Source organism: Bradyrhizobium sp. USDA 3397, from assembly GCF_054060965.1.
This window is the reverse complement of record NZ_JBSSDS010000001.1, coordinates 3,195,291-3,214,033: the sequence shown is the minus strand read 5'-3', so window position 1 is coordinate 3,214,033 and position 18,743 is coordinate 3,195,291. Positions and strand designations below refer to the sequence as shown.

Genomic DNA, 18,743 nt, shown 5'->3' with positions numbered 1-18,743 from the left:
CCGTCTCGCAACCTCTTACGCCACCTCGCGCTCCGGCGGGGATGCCTGCTCGCGCGCCATCGTCGTGGCCGTGACATAGTCGGTCTTGCCGGTGCCGAGCAACGGCACCTTGTCGACCACCATGATCGCAGCGGGCACGGTCAGCTCGGAGGCGCCGATCGCCTTGGCCTGGGCCTGCATCGCACTGCGCTCGGCGTTCTTCTCGGTCGTCAGCAGCACGATGCGCTCGCCCTTGCGCTGGTCGGGGATCGACACGGCGACGGATGCCGCCTGCGGCCATAGCGACGCCGCGATGGCTTCGACTGCCGACAGCGAGACCATTTCGCCCGCGATCTTGGCAAAGCGCTTGGCGCGGCCCTTGATGGTGATGAAGCCGGCCGCGTCGATCGAAACGATGTCGCCGGTGTCGTGCCAGCCGTCGGGGAGCGTTTCGAGCACGCCGGGATTTTCGGCCCTGAGGTAACCGAGCATCACGTTCGGGCCGCGCACCGAGAGGCGTCCGCCTTCCTCGATGCCGGGGACCGGATCGAGACGGCTTTCCATCAGCGGTGACAGGCGCCCGACGGTGCCGGGACGGTTGGCCATCGGCGTGTTCATCGCCAGCACCGGCGCCGTCTCGGTGACGCCATAGCCTTCGAGGATGCGGATGCCGTAGCGCTCCATGAACACCTGTCGCGTGCGATCCTTGACCGCCTCGGCGCCGGCGATGACGAGGCGCAGGGTGCGGAAGTCGTAAGCGTGCGCCGAGCGGGCATAGCCGGTCAGGAACGTGTCGGTGCCGAACAGGATCGTGGCGCCGGTCTGGTAGATCAGCTCGGGCACGATCCGGTAGTGCAGCGGCGAGGGATACATGTAGATCGGAATGCCCGCCAGCATCGGCATCATCATTCCGCCCGTGAGTCCAAACGAGTGGAACACCGGCAGCACGTTGAACACCTTGTCGTTGGCATTGGCGTCGACCCGCGCCAGCGCCTGCGCCGCGTTGGCGAGGATGTTGCGATGGGACAGCACCACGCCCTTCGGCGTGCCTTCCGAGCCCGAGGTGAACAGCACGACGGCGGGATCGTTGGCCTGGCGGGGCACGCGCGGCATGGTGCCGGCAAGCAGGCCCTTGATCTTGTCGGCGAGGCCGATCGAGGCGCGGACGTCCTCGAGATAGACGACGCGCGCTTCCGCCGCGATCGCGGTCATCAGCTTGTCGAGCTTGCCTTTCTCGATGAAGGCCTTCGACGTCAGCACGGTCTTGACCTGCGCGGCCTTCATCGCGGCGAGCACATTGACCGGCCCGGCCGAGAAGTTGAGCATCGCCGGCACCCGGCCGCTGTTCTGCAGCGCCATGAAGACGACGGCAACGCCCGCGGAGTTCGGCAGCAGCACGCCGACATTCTCGCCGATTGCGGTGCCGCTCTCCAGCTTCCGGCTCAGCACCTGCGCGCCGAGGATCAGCTTGCGATAGGTCAGCTTGGTGCCGAGCGCGTCCTCGATGATGACCTTGCCGGTGTCGCGGTCGCGATAGGCGTGTCCGAGTGCCTCGAACAGCGTGTGATCGAGCATGGCGTTCTTGACGAGGGCGTCGATCATGACGTCCTGCAGCGCGGCACCGGCGGCGTTGCGGCGTGCCTTGCCCTTGAGCGTTTCGTCGACCGGAAGCTTGACCGGCGGCAGGATCGTGACCGTCACGCGCGGAAACCAGGACCGCTTGATCTGGCTGGAGTTGAGATAGCTGAGATAGGAGCGCTGCGCGCCTTCGATGCGGACCGGCACGACCACGGCGTCGGCCTTGTCCGCGATCATCGCGGTGCCGTCATACACCTTCATCAGCGAGCCCGAGACGGTGATCCGTCCTTCCGGGAAGATCACGACGGGCTCGCCCGCGGCGACGAGCTTGATCAGGTCGCGTGCGGCCAGCGGCTTGGTCGGATCCATGGTGTAGTGCTTGACGGCGCGCAGGAACGGTTTGGCCCACCAGGCCTTGGCGATGCCGGTATCGACTGCAAAGCTCGCGTCGATCGGCAGCACGGCGTGCAGCAACGGGCCGTCGATCAGGCTGACATGGTTGGGCGCGATCAGCATGCGCGTTCCCGGAGGCGGCAGGTTTTCGAGGCCGCGCACCTCGGTACGGAACAGGGCACGGAACAGAAGCCCGCCGGCGTCGCGCACGCCCTCCTTGCCCCACTTGGTCAGCACGAACCACACCGCGCCGAAGCTGGCGACGCCGAGGCCGAAGAAGATCCAGCCGATATGCAGACCGGCCGCCTGCAGCAGCGCGACGAACAGCGAGCCGACCACCATGAAGGCGGCCTGCAGCACGTTGCCGGCGGCGATGATGCGGGCGCGTTCGGAAGGTTGCGACCAGGCCTGCACCGCTGCAAAGGACGGAACGACGAACAGGCCGCCGCCGAACGCGAAGGCGACGAAGTCGGCCAGCATGCGCAAGCCGGCGAACGAGGTCGCAAAGCCGAGCGCGGTGATGTCCTGCCCCTTGGCGGTGACGCCGATGGCGAAGGCGAGATCGAGGCCCGCAAAGCCCATGATGATGGCGCCGATCGGCACCAGCGCGAGGTTCGGGCGAACGTGGCTGAGGCTGGCGGCAAACAGCGAGCCGATGGCGATGCCGATCGCGAAGATCGCAAGGCACAGCGTCACCACGCCCTCGGTGCCGCCGACGACGTCCTTGATCAGCGCCGGCAGCAGTGACAGCACGATGGCGCCGACCAGCCAGAACCAGGAGACGATCACGGTGCCGTCCCAGAGGCGATGGTCGGCACGAAGCGTCCTGAGCAGGCTCACCGTCGAGGTCCAGGGATTGGCATCGACGGGCAGCTCAGGCGCGGAGGGCGTCGTCTGCGGGATGCGGGAGGCGAACGCCCACGACAACACGGCCAGCCCGACCACGGCCGATGCGACCCAGCCCATATGCGCGGAGCCGGCCACGAACTGGCCGCCGGCGACGGTGCCGAGCAGGATCGCCATGAAGGTCGCGCCTTCGACCAGCGCGTTGCCGGTCGCGAGTTCGCCGAGCTCGAGCTGGTCCGGTAGCATCGCATACTTCACGGGACCGAACAGGGCGGCGATGGTGCCGAACAGCGCGAGCGCCGCGAACAGCAGCGGCACCGAATGCAGGAAGAAGCCGGCAGCGGCGAAGCAAGCTGCGAAGATCTCGACGAATTTGAGCCGCCTTGCGACGACGGATTTGACGTATTTGTCGGCGAGCTGGCCGCCGAGCCCGGACAGGATGAAGTAGGGGAAGATGAAGACGGCGCCTGCCACCGTCACCAGCGCATCGCCATGGCTCGTCGCGGCGCTGTAGAGCAGGATGATGACGAGCGCGTTCTTGAGCACGTTGTCATTGAGCGCCGAGAAGAATTGCGCCCAGAACAGCGGCGCGAAGCGGCGTGACGACATCAATTCCCTGATCATGACTAGTCCTGTTTTGGCAAGGCAGACTGAGGTTGTTACGTTGTCTGTGAAACGTCACGACCGGAAGCATAGGGCGAACGATTGCGCGGCAACCAAGTTGCTGGCCTGCTCTGTCCCCTCGGTTCCTCCGATCCTGTTGGTCTCCAATCGGCATCGTTAGGTTCGCAAATATCCGGTCGAGGCCGGGCGGAGCGGCCTCGCTCGCCCGGATATGGCGCCGGGCGATGAAGGAAAGACTGACCCGCATCGTCGAAATCCGCCGGATCGGCCACGCCCGTCCGGACATGGTTAAGTCCATCCTTGCAGCCGGCGCTTGCATTCGAGCCGACCCGCGTGCACGTGCCTCAGGTGAGATGGGCGAGGTGGCGAAACGGCGAGAAGCGGCCGAGCAGGCTGAACCGGCGCTGCTCCTGACGCGCACGGGCACGATTGGTCCGCCACAGCCGGAAGGTCGCCCGGCGCTCGGCGAGCACACCTGCGACGTCGCAGGCATTGGCGATGCGATTGATCGGCGCCATGGCCAGCCGCAGCAGGGCCCGGCCAAAGCCGGCGACAAGGGCGGCGGCGTCATCGACGAAGGTGGTGGCGATCTCGACAGCAAGGGTTTGCATTTTCCAGGTCTCCAGGTTAAATTGAACAATGTTCACATGAGTAGCTTGAAAATGAACAATGTTCAAGAAGAATCGCGGCGCGATCAGAAAAAATTTCGCCGCCGGCTCCATATCGTCGAGATCGCCCGCGGCATCATCTCAGCTAAGGGGTTGAGATCATTGAAGGTTCGGGATGTTGCCGAGGCTGCCGGCTGCTCGGTCGGCAGCGTCTATAACGAGTTTGGCGACTTCGACGGGGTCATTCTGACGGTGAACCGGGAAACGGTTCAGGCGCTCACGGCCCGACTCCGTGCTGTTCCTGCCGAGGATCCGGTCCGCCAGCTCTATGGGCTCGCCGAGACTTATCTCGACTTCTTCGCCGCGCACGCCAATTTGCTGCGCTCCCTGTTCGAGCATCGGATGGAGGACGATCGCCCCTATCCGGACGACATCCTCCAGATGGTGATGGATGCGTTCGCGCTGATGCATCCGCCCCTGGTGCGGCTATTGCCGGATGCGGACGACGTGAAGATCGCGCTGCTGTCACGCACGCTGTTTTCCGCCGTGCATGGCATCATCTCGCTCGGCCTAGAGGAGCGCATGGTGGCCGTGCCGTCGCAGATGCTGCGCCAGCAGATCGAACAATTCATCGACACCCATCTCGCAGGACTTGGAATTCGGCCCCTGCGGTGACGACGCCATTACCCTCGTGCCGCGACCGCTTCGCGCGGGCGCGGCGCAACGACGACAACGTCCGATCGCCCATTCTCGACCTGAACGCGGTTGCGGCCCTTTTCCTTGGCGCGGTAGCAGGCGGCATCCGCGCGTCGCATCGCATCCTCGAGCGTGATGTTGCCGTCGGCGATGCAGGCGACGCCGATGCTGGCGGTCACGGCAAAGCAACGGTCGTCCCAGGCGAAATTGAACAGCTCCAGCGACCGGCGCAGACGCTCGGCGATGTCGACGGCATCGAAGGGCGAGCATCGCGGCAGGATCAGGCCGAATTCGTCGCCGCCGAGCCGGGCCACCAGATCATGCGCATGCCGGTCCTGCTGCAGCAGGCGCGAGACCTGGCAGAGCAGGCGGTCGCCGGCGAGGTGGCCGCAACTGTCGTTGACGCTCTTGAACTGGTCGAGGTCGAGCAGGATGAGGGCGAGCGCACCCGCCGCGGCATTGTCCAGCTCGGCTTGCAGGCGCGCCTCGAAGGCGCGGCGGTTGGAGAGGCCGGTCAACCAATCATGCGATGCCTGCCAGGCCAAGCGCTCCTTCTCGGCATGCAAGGCGTCTTCGAAGGTCTGCCGTTGCCGCACCAGGCGCCGCGTATGCCAGATCAGGAGCAGGATCAGCGCCGCGGCGGTGAGGATGTTGATGCCCGTCAGCGTCAGCTTGATCGCCCGGGATCCTTCGCCGAGGACGGTGGAGAATTGCTTGGCATGCACCGTGAACTGGGCATTGAGCTCCGATAGCCGCGACGACAGGAATTGCAGGCGGTCGTCGTCCTGAATGGGACCTTTCTTCAGCTCGGATCGAATGACCTCGCCGAACACGCTGAGCTCCAGCAGCATGGGATCGGTGGCGGCCCATTCCCTGATTGCGTCCTGGAGGAAGCTGACGCGATTGAAATAGCGAAACAGCCAGATCAGTCCCGGGACGTCATCGGGATGGTTGCCGCCTTGCAGAAAGCCGACGCGGGCGGCCTCGACGTCGACCGGATCGCGTTCCAGCGCCCAGCGTGCGAACTCGTCGCCGATGGGGACGGCGAGTGAAGCCTGATATTGCGCGAACTGGCTCGGTTCGCCCGAATGCAGATAGAGATTGAGGAAGTAGACTGCGTTCTTCTGCGAGCGCGACCAGAGTGCTTCGCCGGCGACATAGGCGCGGACTGACGACATCACCTCGAGACTGAATCCGGCGATCGCCGCCTGCAGCACGACGACCATCACGAAAGGCGAGACGAGCTTGATGACGTGAAGGAGGTTGCCGCCCTCCGCCGACGCCGCTGTTCTGCGAAACACACCAGTCCCCAAGTCGATCGACGCGCCCTAGAGGGCGTTGCGCCTGCAACGCAAAGTAGACGAGATGGTTGCTTAACTCGACCTGAAACGCGCGAGGGATTGTGACGGAGGGTGAAGGTAATGTGACGTGGATGCGCGCAGATCGTTTCAAATGCCGCGAAATCGGAGCTGATGCGATATCGCGAACCAATGCTTCATCATTGCGAGCGCAGCGAAGCAGTCCAGCCTGCCTCCGCGGCATCATTCTGGATTGCTTCGTCGCAAGAGCTCCTCGCAATGACGACGTAGCGGCGGACGGGCGCTACACACTCTCCGTGGACGTGTGTCCTACACCAGCACCGGCTTGCGCACGCGACCGGCGTCGCCGAACACGCGCAGATAACGCTCGATTTCCGAGGGCAGGCCGGTCGCCTTCTCCGGATTGTCGGAGAGCTTGACGGCCGGACGGCCGTCGACCGATGAGACCTTGCAGACCAGCGAGATCGGATCGAGGCTGATTGAGCCGTCCGGCGTGCAGCCGACGAAATCGTTGGTGAGGTTGGTGCCCCAGCCAAAGGAGAGCCGCACGCGCCCTGCGAAGTGGCGATAGGTGTCCTCGATCGAGCCGACGTCCATCGCGTCGGAGAAGACGAGCAGCTTGTCCTTGGGGTTGCGACCCTGCTTCTGCCACCAGGCGATGATCTCCTCGCCGGCCTGAATCGGCGGCGCGCTGTCGGGGCGGAAGCCGGTCCAATCGGCGACCCATTCCGGTGCATCGCGGAGGAAGGTCCTGGTACCGAAGGCGTCGGGCAGCGCGATCAGGAGGTTGCCGCCGTAAGTCTGACGCCACTGGTCGAGAATGCGGTAGGGCGCCCAGCGCAATTCCTCGTCGTCCCTGGCGAGCGCGGCGGCCACCATCGGCAGCTCGTGCGCGTTGGTGCCGATGGCTTCGAGATCGTTGTCCATCGCGAGCAGCACGTTGGAGGTGCCGATGAAGGAGGGGCCGAGGCCTTCCTTCACCGCCTCGACGCACCAGCGCTGCCAGAGGAAGCCGTGGCGGCGACGCGTGCCGAAGTCGGAGAGCCGCAGGCTCTCGAGCTGGCGCAGCCGTTCGACCTTGGTCCACAACTTGGCCTTGGCGCGGGCGTAGAGCACGTCGAGCTCGAAGCGGCCGCGGCCCTTCATCGCCGCACGCGAACGCAGCTCGTTGAGGATCGCAAGCGCCGGAATCTCCCACATCGTGGTGTGGGTCCAGGGTCCGTGGAAATGCAGCTCGTACTGGCCCTCGACCTTGCGCAGCTCGTATTCGGGAAGGCGGAATTCCGCCAGCCAGCGGATGAAATCCGCCGAGAACATATGGGTCTTGCCGTAGAAGGTGTTGCCGGCCAGCCAGATCAGCTCCTTCTTGGTGAAGCGGATGGTGCGGGCATGGTCGAGCTGGGCGCGCAGCTCGCCCTCGTCGATGATCTCGGCAAGCCGCACATGGCGCGAGCGGTTGATGACCGAGAAGGTCACATTCTGACTCGGGTAGTCCTCCCGAATCATCTGCAACATCAATAGTTTGTAGAAGTCGGTATCGAGCAGGCTGCGGATAATGGGATCCAGCCGCCAGCTGTGATTGTAGGTCCGGTTCGCAATGTCAGTCACTGTCATGGGGGGATTTTAGCGCGGCTCCCCCTGCGCAACCAGTGGGTTTGGGAAGGGCAGTCTTGCGGAGCGCGGCGCCTGATCTCAAGCCATGAGAACGGCAGGTCAGAACGTGGCGGCCGTCGCCGCGACGGCCTCGAGCTGGCTCCTGACCCAGCGGTGGGCCGGGTCCTTCTGGTAGCGCTGGTGCCAGACCATGAACATCGGCAGCTCGGCCAGGGTCTTCGTGCGGGACGCCAGCGGGATCGGTGTTTGCGCAAAGCCGCGCATTACGTCGGACGCGAGCAGGCTCGGCATGCTCGCCAGCATCTGTGAGCCGCGCAGAAACGACGGCACGCCCGAGAAGCTCGGCACGGAGATCGCGATGTCGCGGTGGAGCCCGTTCGCTGCCAGCCGGCGGTCGAAGTCGAGCCGCTCATTGTCGGTATAGACCACGGTGATGTGACGCGCCGCGAGATAGGCATTTCGGCTGGCCGGCGCGGCGCGCGCTTTGGGATCGTAGTAGCAGACGTAGTGATCCCTCAGCAGCCGCTTCTGCACGATGTCGACGCCCGACGGCGGCAGCGGCGTGATCAGGAGGTCGCAGCGGTTTTCGCGCAGCATCGCGGGCGAGGGCGATTGCGAGGGGATCACGCGCAGGTTCAGGCTCTTCACTTGTGCGGCGACGTGATCGAAGAACCGCGGCAACAGCAGGTCGCGCTGGAAGTCGTTGGCGGAGATCGTCAGCGACAGCTGGGCCTCCTCCGGCGCGAAGCTGACACCACCGGCAAAGCTGCGCATCTCGTCGATCAGCGCGCGTGCCTTGCTGGCCAGTGCCTGCGCATGGGCCGTCGCAACGATGCCACGGCCGGATTTGGCGAACAGCGGATCGCCGGCAATGCGTCGCAGCTTGTTCAGGGCGTGGCTGACGGCAGACTGGGTGAGGCCGAGCCGCGTCGCTGCCGCCGTCACCGAGCCTTCCTCCAGCACCGCCAGGAACAGCTCGAGGGCATGGCCGTCGAGGGCCAAATGATCGATTTCCTTCATGTAATTCATTATAATTCATCTATTTATCTTGAGAATAGGCTGGCTCATGCTCTCCCGATAAGCCGCCCGACCCCGGGCTCCCAGGGAGAGACAACGCCGATGAATGCCCAGGCGCCAGCCTTGCGGGATCCCCGCCTCAATCGTCCCGAGCCCTTGACGCCGCCGCTCGGCGACGGCGGCTTCTTCCAGCGCGACCGCGCGATCCATCCGCCGGCGCATGCGCCAGGCTACAAGTCCTCGGTGCTGCGCTCGCCGCGCCAGTCGCTGCTGTCCTTGGAGAACTCGATCTCGGAGATCACGGGGCCGGTGTTCGGCCACAACGATCTCGGCCCGCTCGACAATGATTTGATCCGCAATTACGCCAAGGACGGCGATCCCGTCGGCGAGCGCATCATCGTCCATGGCCGCGTGCTGGACGAGACCGGCCGGGGCGTTCCGAACACGCTGGTCGAGTTCTGGCAGGCCAATGCCGGCGGCCGCTACCGGCACAAGAAGGACACCTATCTGGCGCCGATCGACCCCAATTTCGGCGGCTGCGGCCGCGCGCTCACCGACGACACCGGCTACTATTACTTCCGCACCGTGAAGCCGGGCCCCTATCCCTGGCGCAACTACGTCAACAGCTGGCGCCCCGCCCACATCCACTTCTCGGTGTTCGGCTCGGGCTTTGCCCAGCGGCTGATCACGCAGATGTATTTCGAGGGCGATCCGTTGATCCCGGTCTGCCCGATCCTGACGACGATCCCGGACAAGGACGCGCTCGACCGCCTCGTGGCGCCGCTCGATCTCAACGCCTCGACGCCGTTCGACTCGCTCGCCTACCGCTTCGACATCGTGCTGCGGGGCCAGCGCTCCACCTATTTCGAAAATCGCACCGCGGGGAACTAACGTCCATGCCGCAACCGCTCAGTTATCTCAAGGAAACCGCCTCGCAGACCGCCGGGCCTTACGTCCATATCGGCCTGATCCCTGCGATGGCCGGCTTCGACATCTTCGAGACGAATTTTTCCAACGTGCTGGTGAGCCCGAACACCAAAGGCGAGCGCATCACGCTGGAGGGCAAGGTGCTCGACGGCACCGGCACGCCGCTGCGCGACGTGCTGCTGGAGATCTGGCAGGCCAATGCGGCCGGCCGCTACAACCATCCCGCCGATCGCTCCGCCGGCGCGCTGGAGGACGAGTTTCGCGGCTGGGGCCGCGCCGGCTCCGACTTCGACAGCGGCCTCGTCACCTTCGAGACCATCAAGCCGGGCGCGATCACCGACAGGACGGGGCGCAAATGCGCGCCGCACGTCAACCTCTGGATCGTCGCCCGCGGCATCAACATCGGCCTCAACACGCGGCTCTACTTCTCGGACGAGGAAGCGGCCAACGCCGCCGATCCCGTGCTCAACCTCATCGAGCAGCCGGCCCGGCGCGCAACGCTGATCGCAAAGCGCACCGACCGCGCCGGCAAGGTCGTGTATTCCTTCACGATCAATCTGCAGGGGCCGGAGGAGACGGTGTTCTTCGACGTGTGAGGTGTCGGGCCGCCGTCCTTCGATCATTCCACCCGGTCGTCGCGCCTGATCGTTCCGCGCGCGAGGAATTGCGGTGGCTGCCGCATTTCGCGCGATACAGGTCGATCGGGTGGATCGCGCCCCACTTTTGGTTTCAACTCCACCAGATCGATGAATATGTCCGCCTGCCGGCGCAGGTCGTCGGCGATCATGGGCGGCTGAGTGGAGAGTGTGGAGACGACGGTCACGCGGACGCCGCGGCGTTGCAAGGCTTCGACCAGCGAACGGAAGTCCCCATCGCCCGAGCACAACACGATCTGATCGACGTGCTGGGCAAGCTCCATCGCGCTTACGGCGAGGTCCACATCCATGCTGCCCTTCACCTTGCGGCGGCCGGTAGCGGAGTCGACGAACTCCTTGGCGAGTTTGGTGACGACGGTGAAGCCGTTGTAGTCGAGCCAATCGATCAAGGGGCGGATCGACGAATATTCCTGATCCTCGATGATCGTCGTGTAGTAGAAGGCCCGTAACAGCGTAGCTCGGCTTTGAAATTCACTGAGCAGGCGTCTGTAGTCGATCTCGAAGCCGAGCGCCTTAGCGGTGGCATGGAAATTGGAGCCGTCGATAAAGAGCGCGCTCTTCCCAAGCGAAGACATTATGCACAACTCCCAGGTTCGGCACGAAAGCCGACCGTCCAGCCGAAATGGCGCGGCGTATCGGCGGGAAATACTTGAGCGCGCCGATGGCTTGCTGAAAAAGCGGCGCAGACGACCGGACAGGGTTGGCCGCCTTGCGCCGAGGTTAGGGAGGTTCCATGCCACCAGCGCCAGGGCGCCGAATGCTGTGACGCTAGGGCGAGGGCGTGCCCCGCTCAATTGTACGGAGGTAAAGCGCCTCTATCCAAAGGATGGGGCGCTATATACGAAGGTAAGTGGCAACGAGAGACATCGCGGTTCTGCGCGGCGCGTCGATCAGACATGCCCCGGTCCTTTGTCCGGTGCCTCAGCCTTCGCCGCCATGGAGCCGCGCGCGAAACGCGCGTGGCGAAACGCCCGTGGCGGCGGCGTAGACCCGGCTGAAATAGGCGGGGTCCTCGAAGCCGAGGGCGTAGGCAATCGTCGAGACCGGCAGGTTGGTGTAGACGAGGTTGCGCCGCGCCTCCCGGATCAGTCGGTTGAGGATCAGATGCGAGGCGGTGTCGCCGGTCGCCGCCCGCGTGATCCGGTTGAGATGCGTCGGCGTTACCGACAGCGCCTCGGCATAGTCGGCGACGCTCCAGCGCTCCAGATGATGCTGCTCCAGCAGCGCCTCGAAGCGGCGGAACAACCCGCTTTCCGCGGTGCCGTTGCCGCCGGCCTCGCCCGTGAGCGCGCGGGCCACGAGCCCGATCATGGCCGACGACAAGGCGCGGAGCACATGCGCACGGCCGAAGTCGCGCGCGGCGTGCTCGGCGAAGATCTGCTTCATCGTGGCGCGGATCTGCGGCGTGCCGCGCACCACGGCCGACCGCGACAGCGCACCGCGCAGGCCCTCGGCGGCGAGCAGCGCTTCATCGAGAATCTCCGCGGCGATGGTCAACACCCACCCTTGCGTATCGGGCACGAAGCGGAAGCCGTGGACGTGGCCGACCGGCACGTTGACGACCTGCATTGGCCTCAGCGGCACCACGCGCCCGTCGAGCGTCGCCTCGCCGCCGCCGCGCTCGATCAGCAGCACCTGGTGCAGCCGGGCATGGCGGTGCACGGCCAGCGTCCAGTCGTGCAGCACCGAACGCGAGGCGATCGTCTCGCAATGCACGACATCGGGCAGATCGCCGGACTCGCCGAACAGATTGTAGACCCGGATGGCCGGGGCGGGGGCCGCGCTTTTCATGTTCGAATAGTACAAGACAAAGGCGAAACCCTCCATCGGTCTGAGGCTTAACGTATGCAAAAAAATGCCGACGGAGGACGCAAAAATGAAAGTTCAGGTCTGTATCATCGGCGGGGGGCCGTCCGGGCTGTTGCTGTCCCAGCTCCTGCACCTCAAGGGCATCGACACCATCGTGCTGGAGAAATACAGCCGCGACCACGTGCTGGCCCGGATCCGCGCCGGCGTGCTCGAGCACGGCTTTGCGAAGCTGATGCGCGAGGCGCAATGCGGCGAGCGGATGGACCGCGAGGGCGAGATCCACAACGGGTTCGAGATCGCCCATGACGGCGTGCTGTCCCATATCGACCTGCACAAGCATTCCGGCGGCAATTCGGTCCTGGTCTACGGTCAGACCGAGCTGACGCGCGACCTCTACGAGGCGCGCGACCGGGCCGGCGGCAAGGTCGTGCACAATGCCGAGGACGTCACGCCGCACGATCTGACGTCGGATCGGCCCTATGTGACGTATCGCTCGAACGGGCAGACGATCCGCGTCGATTGCGACTACATCGTCGGCGCCGACGGCTTCCATGGCGTCAGCCGCAAGTCGATCCCGAAGGACGTGCTGCGCGAATATGAGAAAGTCTATCCGTTCGGCTGGCTCGGCGTGCTGTCGCGCACGAAGCCGGTATCGCCCGAGCTGATCTACGTGAAGCACGAGCGCGGCTTTGCGCTCTGCTCGCTGCGCTCGCAGGTGCTGAGCCGCTATTACATCCAGGTGCCTTTGACCGACAAGGTGGAGGACTGGAGCGACGATGCGTTCTGGGCCGAGCTGAAGCGCCGCCTGCCGGACGAGGTCGCCGGCCGCCTGATCACGGGTCCGTCGATCGAAAAGAGCATCGCGCCCTTGCGCAGCTTCGTCGCCGAGCCGATGAGCTATGGCCGCCTGTTCCTCGCCGGCGATGCCGCGCACATCGTGCCGCCGACCGGCGCGCGCGGATTGAACAGCGCCGCATCGGACATCTACTATCTCTATCACGCGCTGCTCGCGCATTATCAGAGCGGCGACGATGCCGGTCTCAAGGGCTATTCCGCCAAGGCGCTCGCGCGAATCTGGAAGGCGCAACGCTTCTCCTGGTGGATGACGATGATGCTGCACCGCTTCCCCGACCGGATCGAATATGAGGATCGGCTGCAGCAGACGGAGCTCGACTACCTGCTCTCGTCCGAGACGGCGCAGCGGCTGCTCGCGGAGAACTATACGGGGCTGCCGTTTTAGGCGATCATCACTCTCACCCTCCCCTGGAGGGCCCCTCCAGGGGAGGGTAAGAGGCCGCTACTTTCCTTCCAGCGTATTGACCGGAATCCAGTCCGGCGGCGGCGGAGTCTGCGTCAGCACTTTCGCACGCTTGGCGAACCGGGCTGACGCAGGATCGATCTTCGCGACGCCCTCGAACGCGTCGGCCGCCTTGGCAAACTCCCTCGCCCGCCAGCACGCCAACCCTTCCGCATAGGCTGCGGCGACCTTCGCCTGTTCGGCGCTTTCCGCGCCGGTTTCCGCCAGCGGCTCGAACACCCTGATCGCCTCGCCGCGGCCCTGCACCCTGATCGCATCGAGCTCGCGCCAGGTGAAGCTATCGCCGGCCTGCGCCATCGTGGTTTCCGAGGCCATGATCGCGGTGCCGTAATATTTGTTGGCGCCTTCGAGCCGCGAGGCGACGTTCACGGTGTCGCTCATCACGGTGTAGTTGAAGCGGCGGCGCGAGCCGATATTGCCGACCACGGCTTCGCCACTGTTGAGCCCGATACGGTGCGACAGGCCGTGACCGGCGAAGGCGGGATGGCCTTCATTGAGCTCGGCCAGCGTTTCGTGGCACTTCAGCGCAGCACGCACCGCATTGCGCGCGTGGGCGGGATCGTCGGCCGGGGCGCCGAACATGGCGACGATGGAATCGCCGATATATTTGTCGACGTAACCGCCATGGCCTTCGATGATGTCGGTCATGGCGGACAGATATTCGTTCATGAGCGTCACCAGCTCGACCGGCGTCATCGTCTCGGCGATCGACGAGAAGCCGCTGAGGTCGGAGAAGAACATGGTGACATTGCGCATCTCGCCGCCGAGCGCCGGCATCTTGCCGGAGGCGACCATGGTCTCGATCACCTCGGGCGCGAGGTAAAAGGCAAAGCTCTTGCGCAGGAAGCGCTCGTCGCGGTCGGCCAGCACGAAGCGATAGCCGATCATGATCGCGAGCGCGGCAAGGCCGGCGAGCGCCGGCTCGGTCAGCGGCAGCGCCAGGGCATGGACGAATGCGCCGACGGCAACGACCGCGTAGACGATCGTGAGACCGAGCCAGGCGATCAGGGCGCCACTCGGCGCAAACACGCCGGCTGCGCAGGCGATGACGGCCGCGAACGCGATCGTGAGAAGGGTGCGCGAGGGAAAGCCGAGCTCGGTCACGGCATCGCGCTCGATCAGGTTTCGGACCGCAGCGGCGTGCACGAACACACCGGCGACGTCGCTGCGGGCCCTTTGCGCGGTGTCCGCAGCCGCGGGCAGGGCACATCGCGCCGACGGCGTTCCGTCATAGCCGCCGGACAGGCGCATCGAGGTGAGCTTGCGGTCCTCGAAGTTGAGGACGGTCCCGAGCAGCACGACCTTGCCCTCGAAGGCGCGCCGGAAGAAATCGCGGTCGCCTTTCTCGACGCAGGCGCGCAGATCGGCAAAGGAGAAGGTCGGAACGTCGCGGCCGAGGCCGCGGAAGTTGAGCGTCAGCGTGTTCGGTACAGTGCTCGGGATTGCGTAGCCGGACAGCCCGGCCGCGCCGGATGGCGCCATCTCGACCTTCGCGCCGAGCGCGCGGGCGACGAGCTCGACCGCCATTGTGGGCACCGGCTTGCCGTCGATCGAGAAGCTGAGCGGCATCCGCCGGATGACATCGTCGGCGTCGGTGTGGACATTGAGCGCGCGGACGTTGTTTCGCACCGCCAGTCGCTGCGCACGGTAGGGCACTTCCGCATGGTCATTGCTCAGGATCTCGCCGAGCACCAGCTTGCCGTTGTCGGAGATCTGCCGCAGCGCGATCAGATAGTCCCGGTCAAATCCGCGCATGCGGGCGCCGAGCGGCGCGTCACCAAAGGGAATCTCGGATTGCTCGATCGAGTTTTTGAAGATGACGTCGAAGCCGATCACCTTGGCGCCGCCGTCGCTGATACTGCCGAGCACCCGGCCGATCTCGCGCGTCCAGGTCTGCGTCGGCGATCCCTTGAAGGGCGGGGTCTCGTAGGTTTCGCCGTCGATTGCCACGACGACGACCGGCGACGTCGCGGGATCGCGACGCTCGCCGATGATCTTCCCGCGTAGCGCGGTGAGGATGTCGAGCGAGAGGCCTTGCAGTGTCTGCAGCGGCGGGGACGTGAAGATCGCGCCCGCAAGGAGCGCGATCAGGATTGCCGCAACGATGTCCCGTCCCCCGATCCGCCGCATCGCCCCGTCGCCAGGTCCGCCTATTCGAGCCGCAGCAGGCGGCCGATGATCGGGGTCGGCGAGGAGGTGGCGCTGGCGTCGATCTGGAAGGTGTAGCGTTTGGCACCGAGAATGGCGAGGTAGCTGCCGCCCGGGGTCAGTGTCTTTCCGGCCTTGGCAAAATCATAGAACTTGCCGCCGACCATGGCATCGCGCTTGAGCGGGACGCTGATCGTGGGCTCCTTGCCGTCGGTGCGTTCGATCACCAGCGTGCTGCCGACTTTGGCCTGCACCAGTGGCGAGACGCCGTAGAGCGTCGGCAGCTTGGCGGGCCCGCCCTTGGCGTCCGAGCGCATGGTGCGGAAGGTCGTCGCGGCGCTCTGGTTCGCTTCGCGCTCGGACAGTTTTGCCGCATTGGTGTCGCAGGGCACCTTTTCCCGCTTGACCTCGCCCAGCTGCACGGTGCTCTGCTCGGCGCCGACCAGGACGACACCTTCACTGATGGTCTCGCGCTGGCAGGATTTCAGGTAGCTGAGCGTGATGCTGGCCTTGGGCCCGAGTTTGATGATCTTGCCCGGCGCCACGTAGTCCATGAACGCGATGCCGTCGACCTTGCCCTGGACGTCCTCGACGATCGCAGCGGGAGTCTCCGCCCAAGTGGGGGCCGCAAGGCAGAATGCGCCGACACAGGCGCCGATCAGGCTTTTCATGGGAATTCTCATCCAATTCGACGATGCTCTGGTGCCCGTCCTGGTTCGATGCCTAGCAGCAGGGCGCCGGGGCAAGTGTGACCAGAATCACTCTCAGGTCTTGGTGCCACTTTAGCAGGAACAGGTTCAAACCGGCGACCGGAGAAAAATGGTGCCGCGGCAAGATGTTGGCGGATCGATCGGGTCAGGTTCATCGCGGAGATCGCAAAGCTGCGCAGTGGTGTCTCAAGACGAAGGACGAGATTTACGCGGTGGATGAGCACGCTCGACGACGGCTCCGCGGCGTTGCCCGCGGTCGCCGCGCGGCTTGAGACGGCGAGCGCGGGCGCCCAGAAGCCGCAGGCGCAGGACGAGGCGATGCTGGACGAGCTATTTGCGCGTTACACGATGGAGCGGGAGCGGGATGTCCATCGCCAGTTCCTGCAGACACTCGGGCTGAGCTCCGCCGCCACCACGCGCCGCGTCGAAGTGGTGGAGACGGCTGACGACGGCATCGAATTGTTTTGACGTCCCTGCCGCCGGGCGCGGCCGCAGAAATTTAACGGATGATTTTGCAGGGCATTAACCGTGGCGGAATGCTCGCCGTGTCGGTCATTGTCGCGCCTCAAGCTTCGTTGCAAATACACGTGGAAATTACGGGTGGATGTCTCCATGCTGAAAGAGGGCAAATACGCGGCGTGGTTCAGGACCGCGCACGCGCAAGGCACCGGTATCGTGCATCTGGCCCAAGGACGTATCTCGGGCAGCGACAGCTTCTTCAACTATGGCGGCTCCTATCAGTTCGACAACGACCGGCATTTCACGGCCGTCCTGACCACGCGGCGACATGCCGACGGGCCGCCGACCGTGTTCGGGCTCGACGAGGTCGAGGTCGAGCTCTCCGGCGTTTATAGCGGGGCGATGGCGACCTGTTCGGGAACGGCCCGGCAGGCGCCCGATGTGAGGTTCGAAGCGACTCTGATCTTCAGCCAGGAAGAGGCGCCGGCTCCCGACCCCCGGGGCGCGGTCGTGAAGCTCAAGGCCGACAAGCTGCCTAAGGGGCTCGACGGCCGTTCACGGCCGCGGCATCCGTTCACGACGGGCGCGCCCAAGTGACAGTGGATCGGCAACAAGCTGCGCCGGTCCACCCGGCTCGCGTCTGCGCCGCGCTTAGCATTGCGTTGACGTTGTTGGCTCGAATTCGCGCTGCAGCAACTCCGCCTTCAGAAGCGAGAGCTATCTAGTCTGCGATAGATCAAGCGTGGTGGAAGAACATGCCTCAAATCTGGATGACATATGACGAACTCGGCGCGCTCTGCGGCTGCGATGCTGTGGAGGCGAGGGACCGCGCCATCCATTTGTCGCTCGATCGTCGCAGGAGTCGCGACGGTGCAACGCGCGTCAAACTCGATCTGGCGCTGACGGCCAAGTTCTTTGCATCCGTCCGCGAGGCGGATTTCGATCTCGACTGCGCCATTGAAGCGCTGCACGACACCCACCGGAAGATGGCCGAGCTCCTGGTTCCCTCCGAGCGTCACACGAGGCGCGGGGCGGCTTGAGCGGCGCGTGTTTCGCTTGCGAAGGCTAATTCCTGCGAGCGTTGTCCCGAATCAGCATAAGCTTTGCGGTGGAATGTCCGGCAGCCCTCGGTGTTTTCATCGCGGGGGCCAACGAAATCCGCAGGAGGAAGTGCATGAGCAAAGCCGTGTGTCGACGGTCCGTGGCACTGTTGGGGGCATTGGCGCTGGTCGGAGGCCTCAGCGCGACGAGCGGAACGGCAGGCGCGGAGGTCGTGAAGCTGCGAGCGGAGCTCAAGGGAAGCAATGAAGTGCCGCCGAACAGCTCGACCGGGTCGGGCAAGGCGGAGGCGAGCTACGACACCGAAACGAAGGTCCTGACCTACGTCGTCACCTTTACCGGGCTGACGGGACCGGCGATAGGCGCGCATTTTCACGGCCCCGGCGAGGCCGGGAAGAATGCCGGCATTGCCTTGCCGTTCAAGACGGCGCAAAGCCCGATCGAAGGCAGTGCCACCCTCACCGAGGCGCAGGCGGCGGATCTGCTGGGCGGAAAATGGTACGCGAACATTCACACGGCCGCCAACCCAGGCGGTGAGTTGCGCGGTCAGATGATGAAGTAAGGACCGCGTCGCCCGGTCATTCCGCCGAGGCCGTGCTCGCCGTTTCAGGCAGGTGGTCTGGGCAGGAACGCCAGGATCATCTGGGCGAGCATGACGCCCACGGTGCCGCCCGCCGCCTTCTGCAGCACGTCGAGAAAGCCCGGATCGCGATCGGGTATGAACGCTTGCATCAGCTCCAGCCCCATGGCGACTGCGATGACGAGCGAGCAAGCCAGGCTAAACCGTCCGGGCAGCAGGAACGACAGCAGGAAGCCGAGCAGGCCATAGGCGCTGAAGCGCTCGATCACGACGATCCAATAGGCCTCGTGGTGACCCATGAGCGCAGGCCGGCCCGACAGCTTCGCCAGCGTGGCATAGGCGATCAGCGCCAGACAGATGCCTGCGGCTGCTATGAGGTGGTTCCTGCGCATGGCGCCAACAT

Annotated in this window: 17 protein-coding genes; 8 read left to right on the top strand and 9 right to left on the bottom strand. The window is 65.0% G+C overall.

Annotated elements, in window-relative coordinates; all coding sequences use genetic code 11:
- Positions 1 to 15 precede the first annotated feature (15 nt).
- The gene (locus ACVWYQ_RS15135) at positions 16 to 3,420 is read right to left on the bottom strand and encodes an acyl-[ACP]--phospholipid O-acyltransferase (protein WP_404543579.1); all 3,405 of its coding nucleotides are present in this window, start codon (positions 3,418 to 3,420) and stop codon (positions 16 to 18) included.
- A 662-nt stretch (positions 3,421 to 4,082) separates the two neighbouring features.
- Here ACVWYQ_RS15135 and ACVWYQ_RS15130 point away from each other — a divergent pair.
- On the top strand, positions 4,083 to 4,703 hold the full coding sequence (locus tag ACVWYQ_RS15130; protein ID WP_404546344.1) for a TetR/AcrR family transcriptional regulator: 621 nt from the start codon (positions 4,083 to 4,085) through the stop codon (positions 4,701 to 4,703).
- A gap of 8 nt (positions 4,704 to 4,711) precedes the next feature.
- On the opposite strand, the gene ACVWYQ_RS15125 is transcribed toward ACVWYQ_RS15130, so the two are convergent.
- The 3 genes from ACVWYQ_RS15125 to ACVWYQ_RS15115 form a co-directional block, all read right to left on the bottom strand.
- Positions 4,712 to 6,025: a GGDEF domain-containing protein gene (locus ACVWYQ_RS15125; RefSeq protein ID WP_404543577.1), complete on the bottom strand. Its 1,314-nt coding sequence runs from the start codon at positions 6,023 to 6,025 to the stop codon at positions 4,712 to 4,714.
- Between the two features lie 327 nt (positions 6,026 to 6,352).
- The gene (gene pncB / locus ACVWYQ_RS15120) at positions 6,353 to 7,657 is read right to left on the bottom strand and encodes a nicotinate phosphoribosyltransferase (protein WP_456725791.1); all 1,305 of its coding nucleotides are present in this window, start codon (positions 7,655 to 7,657) and stop codon (positions 6,353 to 6,355) included.
- A gap of 99 nt (positions 7,658 to 7,756) precedes the next feature.
- A complete protein-coding gene (locus ACVWYQ_RS15115; RefSeq protein ID WP_404543576.1) occupies positions 7,757 to 8,686 on the bottom strand; it encodes a LysR family transcriptional regulator in 930 nt (309 codons plus the stop codon).
- 90 nt (positions 8,687 to 8,776) lie between these two features.
- On the opposite strand from ACVWYQ_RS15115, the gene pcaH reads away from it, so the two are divergent.
- On the top strand, positions 8,777 to 9,565 hold the full coding sequence (gene pcaH / locus ACVWYQ_RS15110; protein WP_036026596.1) for a protocatechuate 3,4-dioxygenase subunit beta: 789 nt from the start codon (positions 8,777 to 8,779) through the stop codon (positions 9,563 to 9,565).
- Between the two features lie 5 nt (positions 9,566 to 9,570).
- Positions 9,571 to 10,197 (top strand): protocatechuate 3,4-dioxygenase subunit alpha, encoded by a 627-nt coding sequence (gene pcaG / locus ACVWYQ_RS15105; protein WP_404543574.1) that lies wholly within the window; start codon positions 9,571 to 9,573, stop codon positions 10,195 to 10,197.
- A 23-nt stretch (positions 10,198 to 10,220) separates the two neighbouring features.
- Here pcaG and ACVWYQ_RS15100 read toward each other — a convergent pair whose 3' ends face one another.
- Together ACVWYQ_RS15100 and ACVWYQ_RS15095 are read right to left on the bottom strand one after the other, a co-directional pair.
- Positions 10,221 to 10,832 carry a LabA-like NYN domain-containing protein gene (locus ACVWYQ_RS15100; protein WP_036035558.1) on the bottom strand — a complete coding sequence of 204 codons (612 nt, stop codon included), beginning with the start codon at positions 10,830 to 10,832 and terminating at the stop codon, positions 10,221 to 10,223.
- A 346-nt stretch (positions 10,833 to 11,178) separates the two neighbouring features.
- Positions 11,179 to 12,084 (bottom strand): helix-turn-helix domain-containing protein, encoded by a 906-nt coding sequence (locus tag ACVWYQ_RS15095; RefSeq protein WP_404543572.1) that lies wholly within the window; start codon positions 12,082 to 12,084, stop codon positions 11,179 to 11,181.
- Positions 12,085 to 12,133: 49 nt separating this feature from the next.
- On the opposite strand from ACVWYQ_RS15095, the gene pobA reads away from it, so the two are divergent.
- Positions 12,134 to 13,306: a 4-hydroxybenzoate 3-monooxygenase gene (pobA, locus tag ACVWYQ_RS15090; protein ID WP_404543571.1), complete on the top strand. Its 1,173-nt coding sequence runs from the start codon at positions 12,134 to 12,136 to the stop codon at positions 13,304 to 13,306.
- Between the two features lie 57 nt (positions 13,307 to 13,363).
- Here the strand turns inward: pobA and ACVWYQ_RS15085 are convergent, their stop codons facing one another.
- Together ACVWYQ_RS15085 and ACVWYQ_RS15080 are read right to left on the bottom strand one after the other, a co-directional pair.
- Positions 13,364 to 15,514 (bottom strand): CHASE2 domain-containing protein, encoded by a 2,151-nt coding sequence (locus ACVWYQ_RS15085; RefSeq protein ID WP_456725790.1) that lies wholly within the window; start codon positions 15,512 to 15,514, stop codon positions 13,364 to 13,366.
- A 20-nt stretch (positions 15,515 to 15,534) separates the two neighbouring features.
- Positions 15,535 to 16,203 carry a hypothetical protein gene (locus tag ACVWYQ_RS15080; protein WP_456725789.1) on the bottom strand — a complete coding sequence of 223 codons (669 nt, stop codon included), beginning with the start codon at positions 16,201 to 16,203 and terminating at the stop codon, positions 15,535 to 15,537.
- A 255-nt stretch (positions 16,204 to 16,458) separates the two neighbouring features.
- On the opposite strand from ACVWYQ_RS15080, the gene ACVWYQ_RS15075 reads away from it, so the two are divergent.
- The 4 genes from ACVWYQ_RS15075 to ACVWYQ_RS15060 all read left to right on the top strand — a co-directional run bounded on the left by ACVWYQ_RS15075 (position 16,459) and on the right by ACVWYQ_RS15060 (position 18,322).
- The gene (locus tag ACVWYQ_RS15075; protein ID WP_271538602.1) at positions 16,459 to 16,710 is read left to right on the top strand and encodes a hypothetical protein; all 252 of its coding nucleotides are present in this window, start codon (positions 16,459 to 16,461) and stop codon (positions 16,708 to 16,710) included.
- 144 nt (positions 16,711 to 16,854) lie between these two features.
- On the top strand, positions 16,855 to 17,298 hold the full coding sequence (locus ACVWYQ_RS15070) for a hypothetical protein (RefSeq protein WP_404653505.1): 444 nt from the start codon (positions 16,855 to 16,857) through the stop codon (positions 17,296 to 17,298).
- Positions 17,299 to 17,456: 158 nt separating this feature from the next.
- Positions 17,457 to 17,741, top strand: a complete 285-nt coding sequence (locus ACVWYQ_RS15065) for a hypothetical protein (protein WP_036011293.1) — start codon at positions 17,457 to 17,459, stop codon at positions 17,739 to 17,741.
- Positions 17,742 to 17,875: 134 nt separating this feature from the next.
- The gene (locus ACVWYQ_RS15060; RefSeq protein WP_157285483.1) at positions 17,876 to 18,322 is read left to right on the top strand and encodes a CHRD domain-containing protein; all 447 of its coding nucleotides are present in this window, start codon (positions 17,876 to 17,878) and stop codon (positions 18,320 to 18,322) included.
- A gap of 44 nt (positions 18,323 to 18,366) precedes the next feature.
- Here ACVWYQ_RS15060 and ACVWYQ_RS15055 read toward each other — a convergent pair whose 3' ends face one another.
- On the bottom strand, positions 18,367 to 18,732 hold the full coding sequence (locus ACVWYQ_RS15055; protein WP_456725788.1) for a VanZ family protein: 366 nt from the start codon (positions 18,730 to 18,732) through the stop codon (positions 18,367 to 18,369).
- Between the last annotated feature and the right edge of the window lie 11 nt (positions 18,733 to 18,743).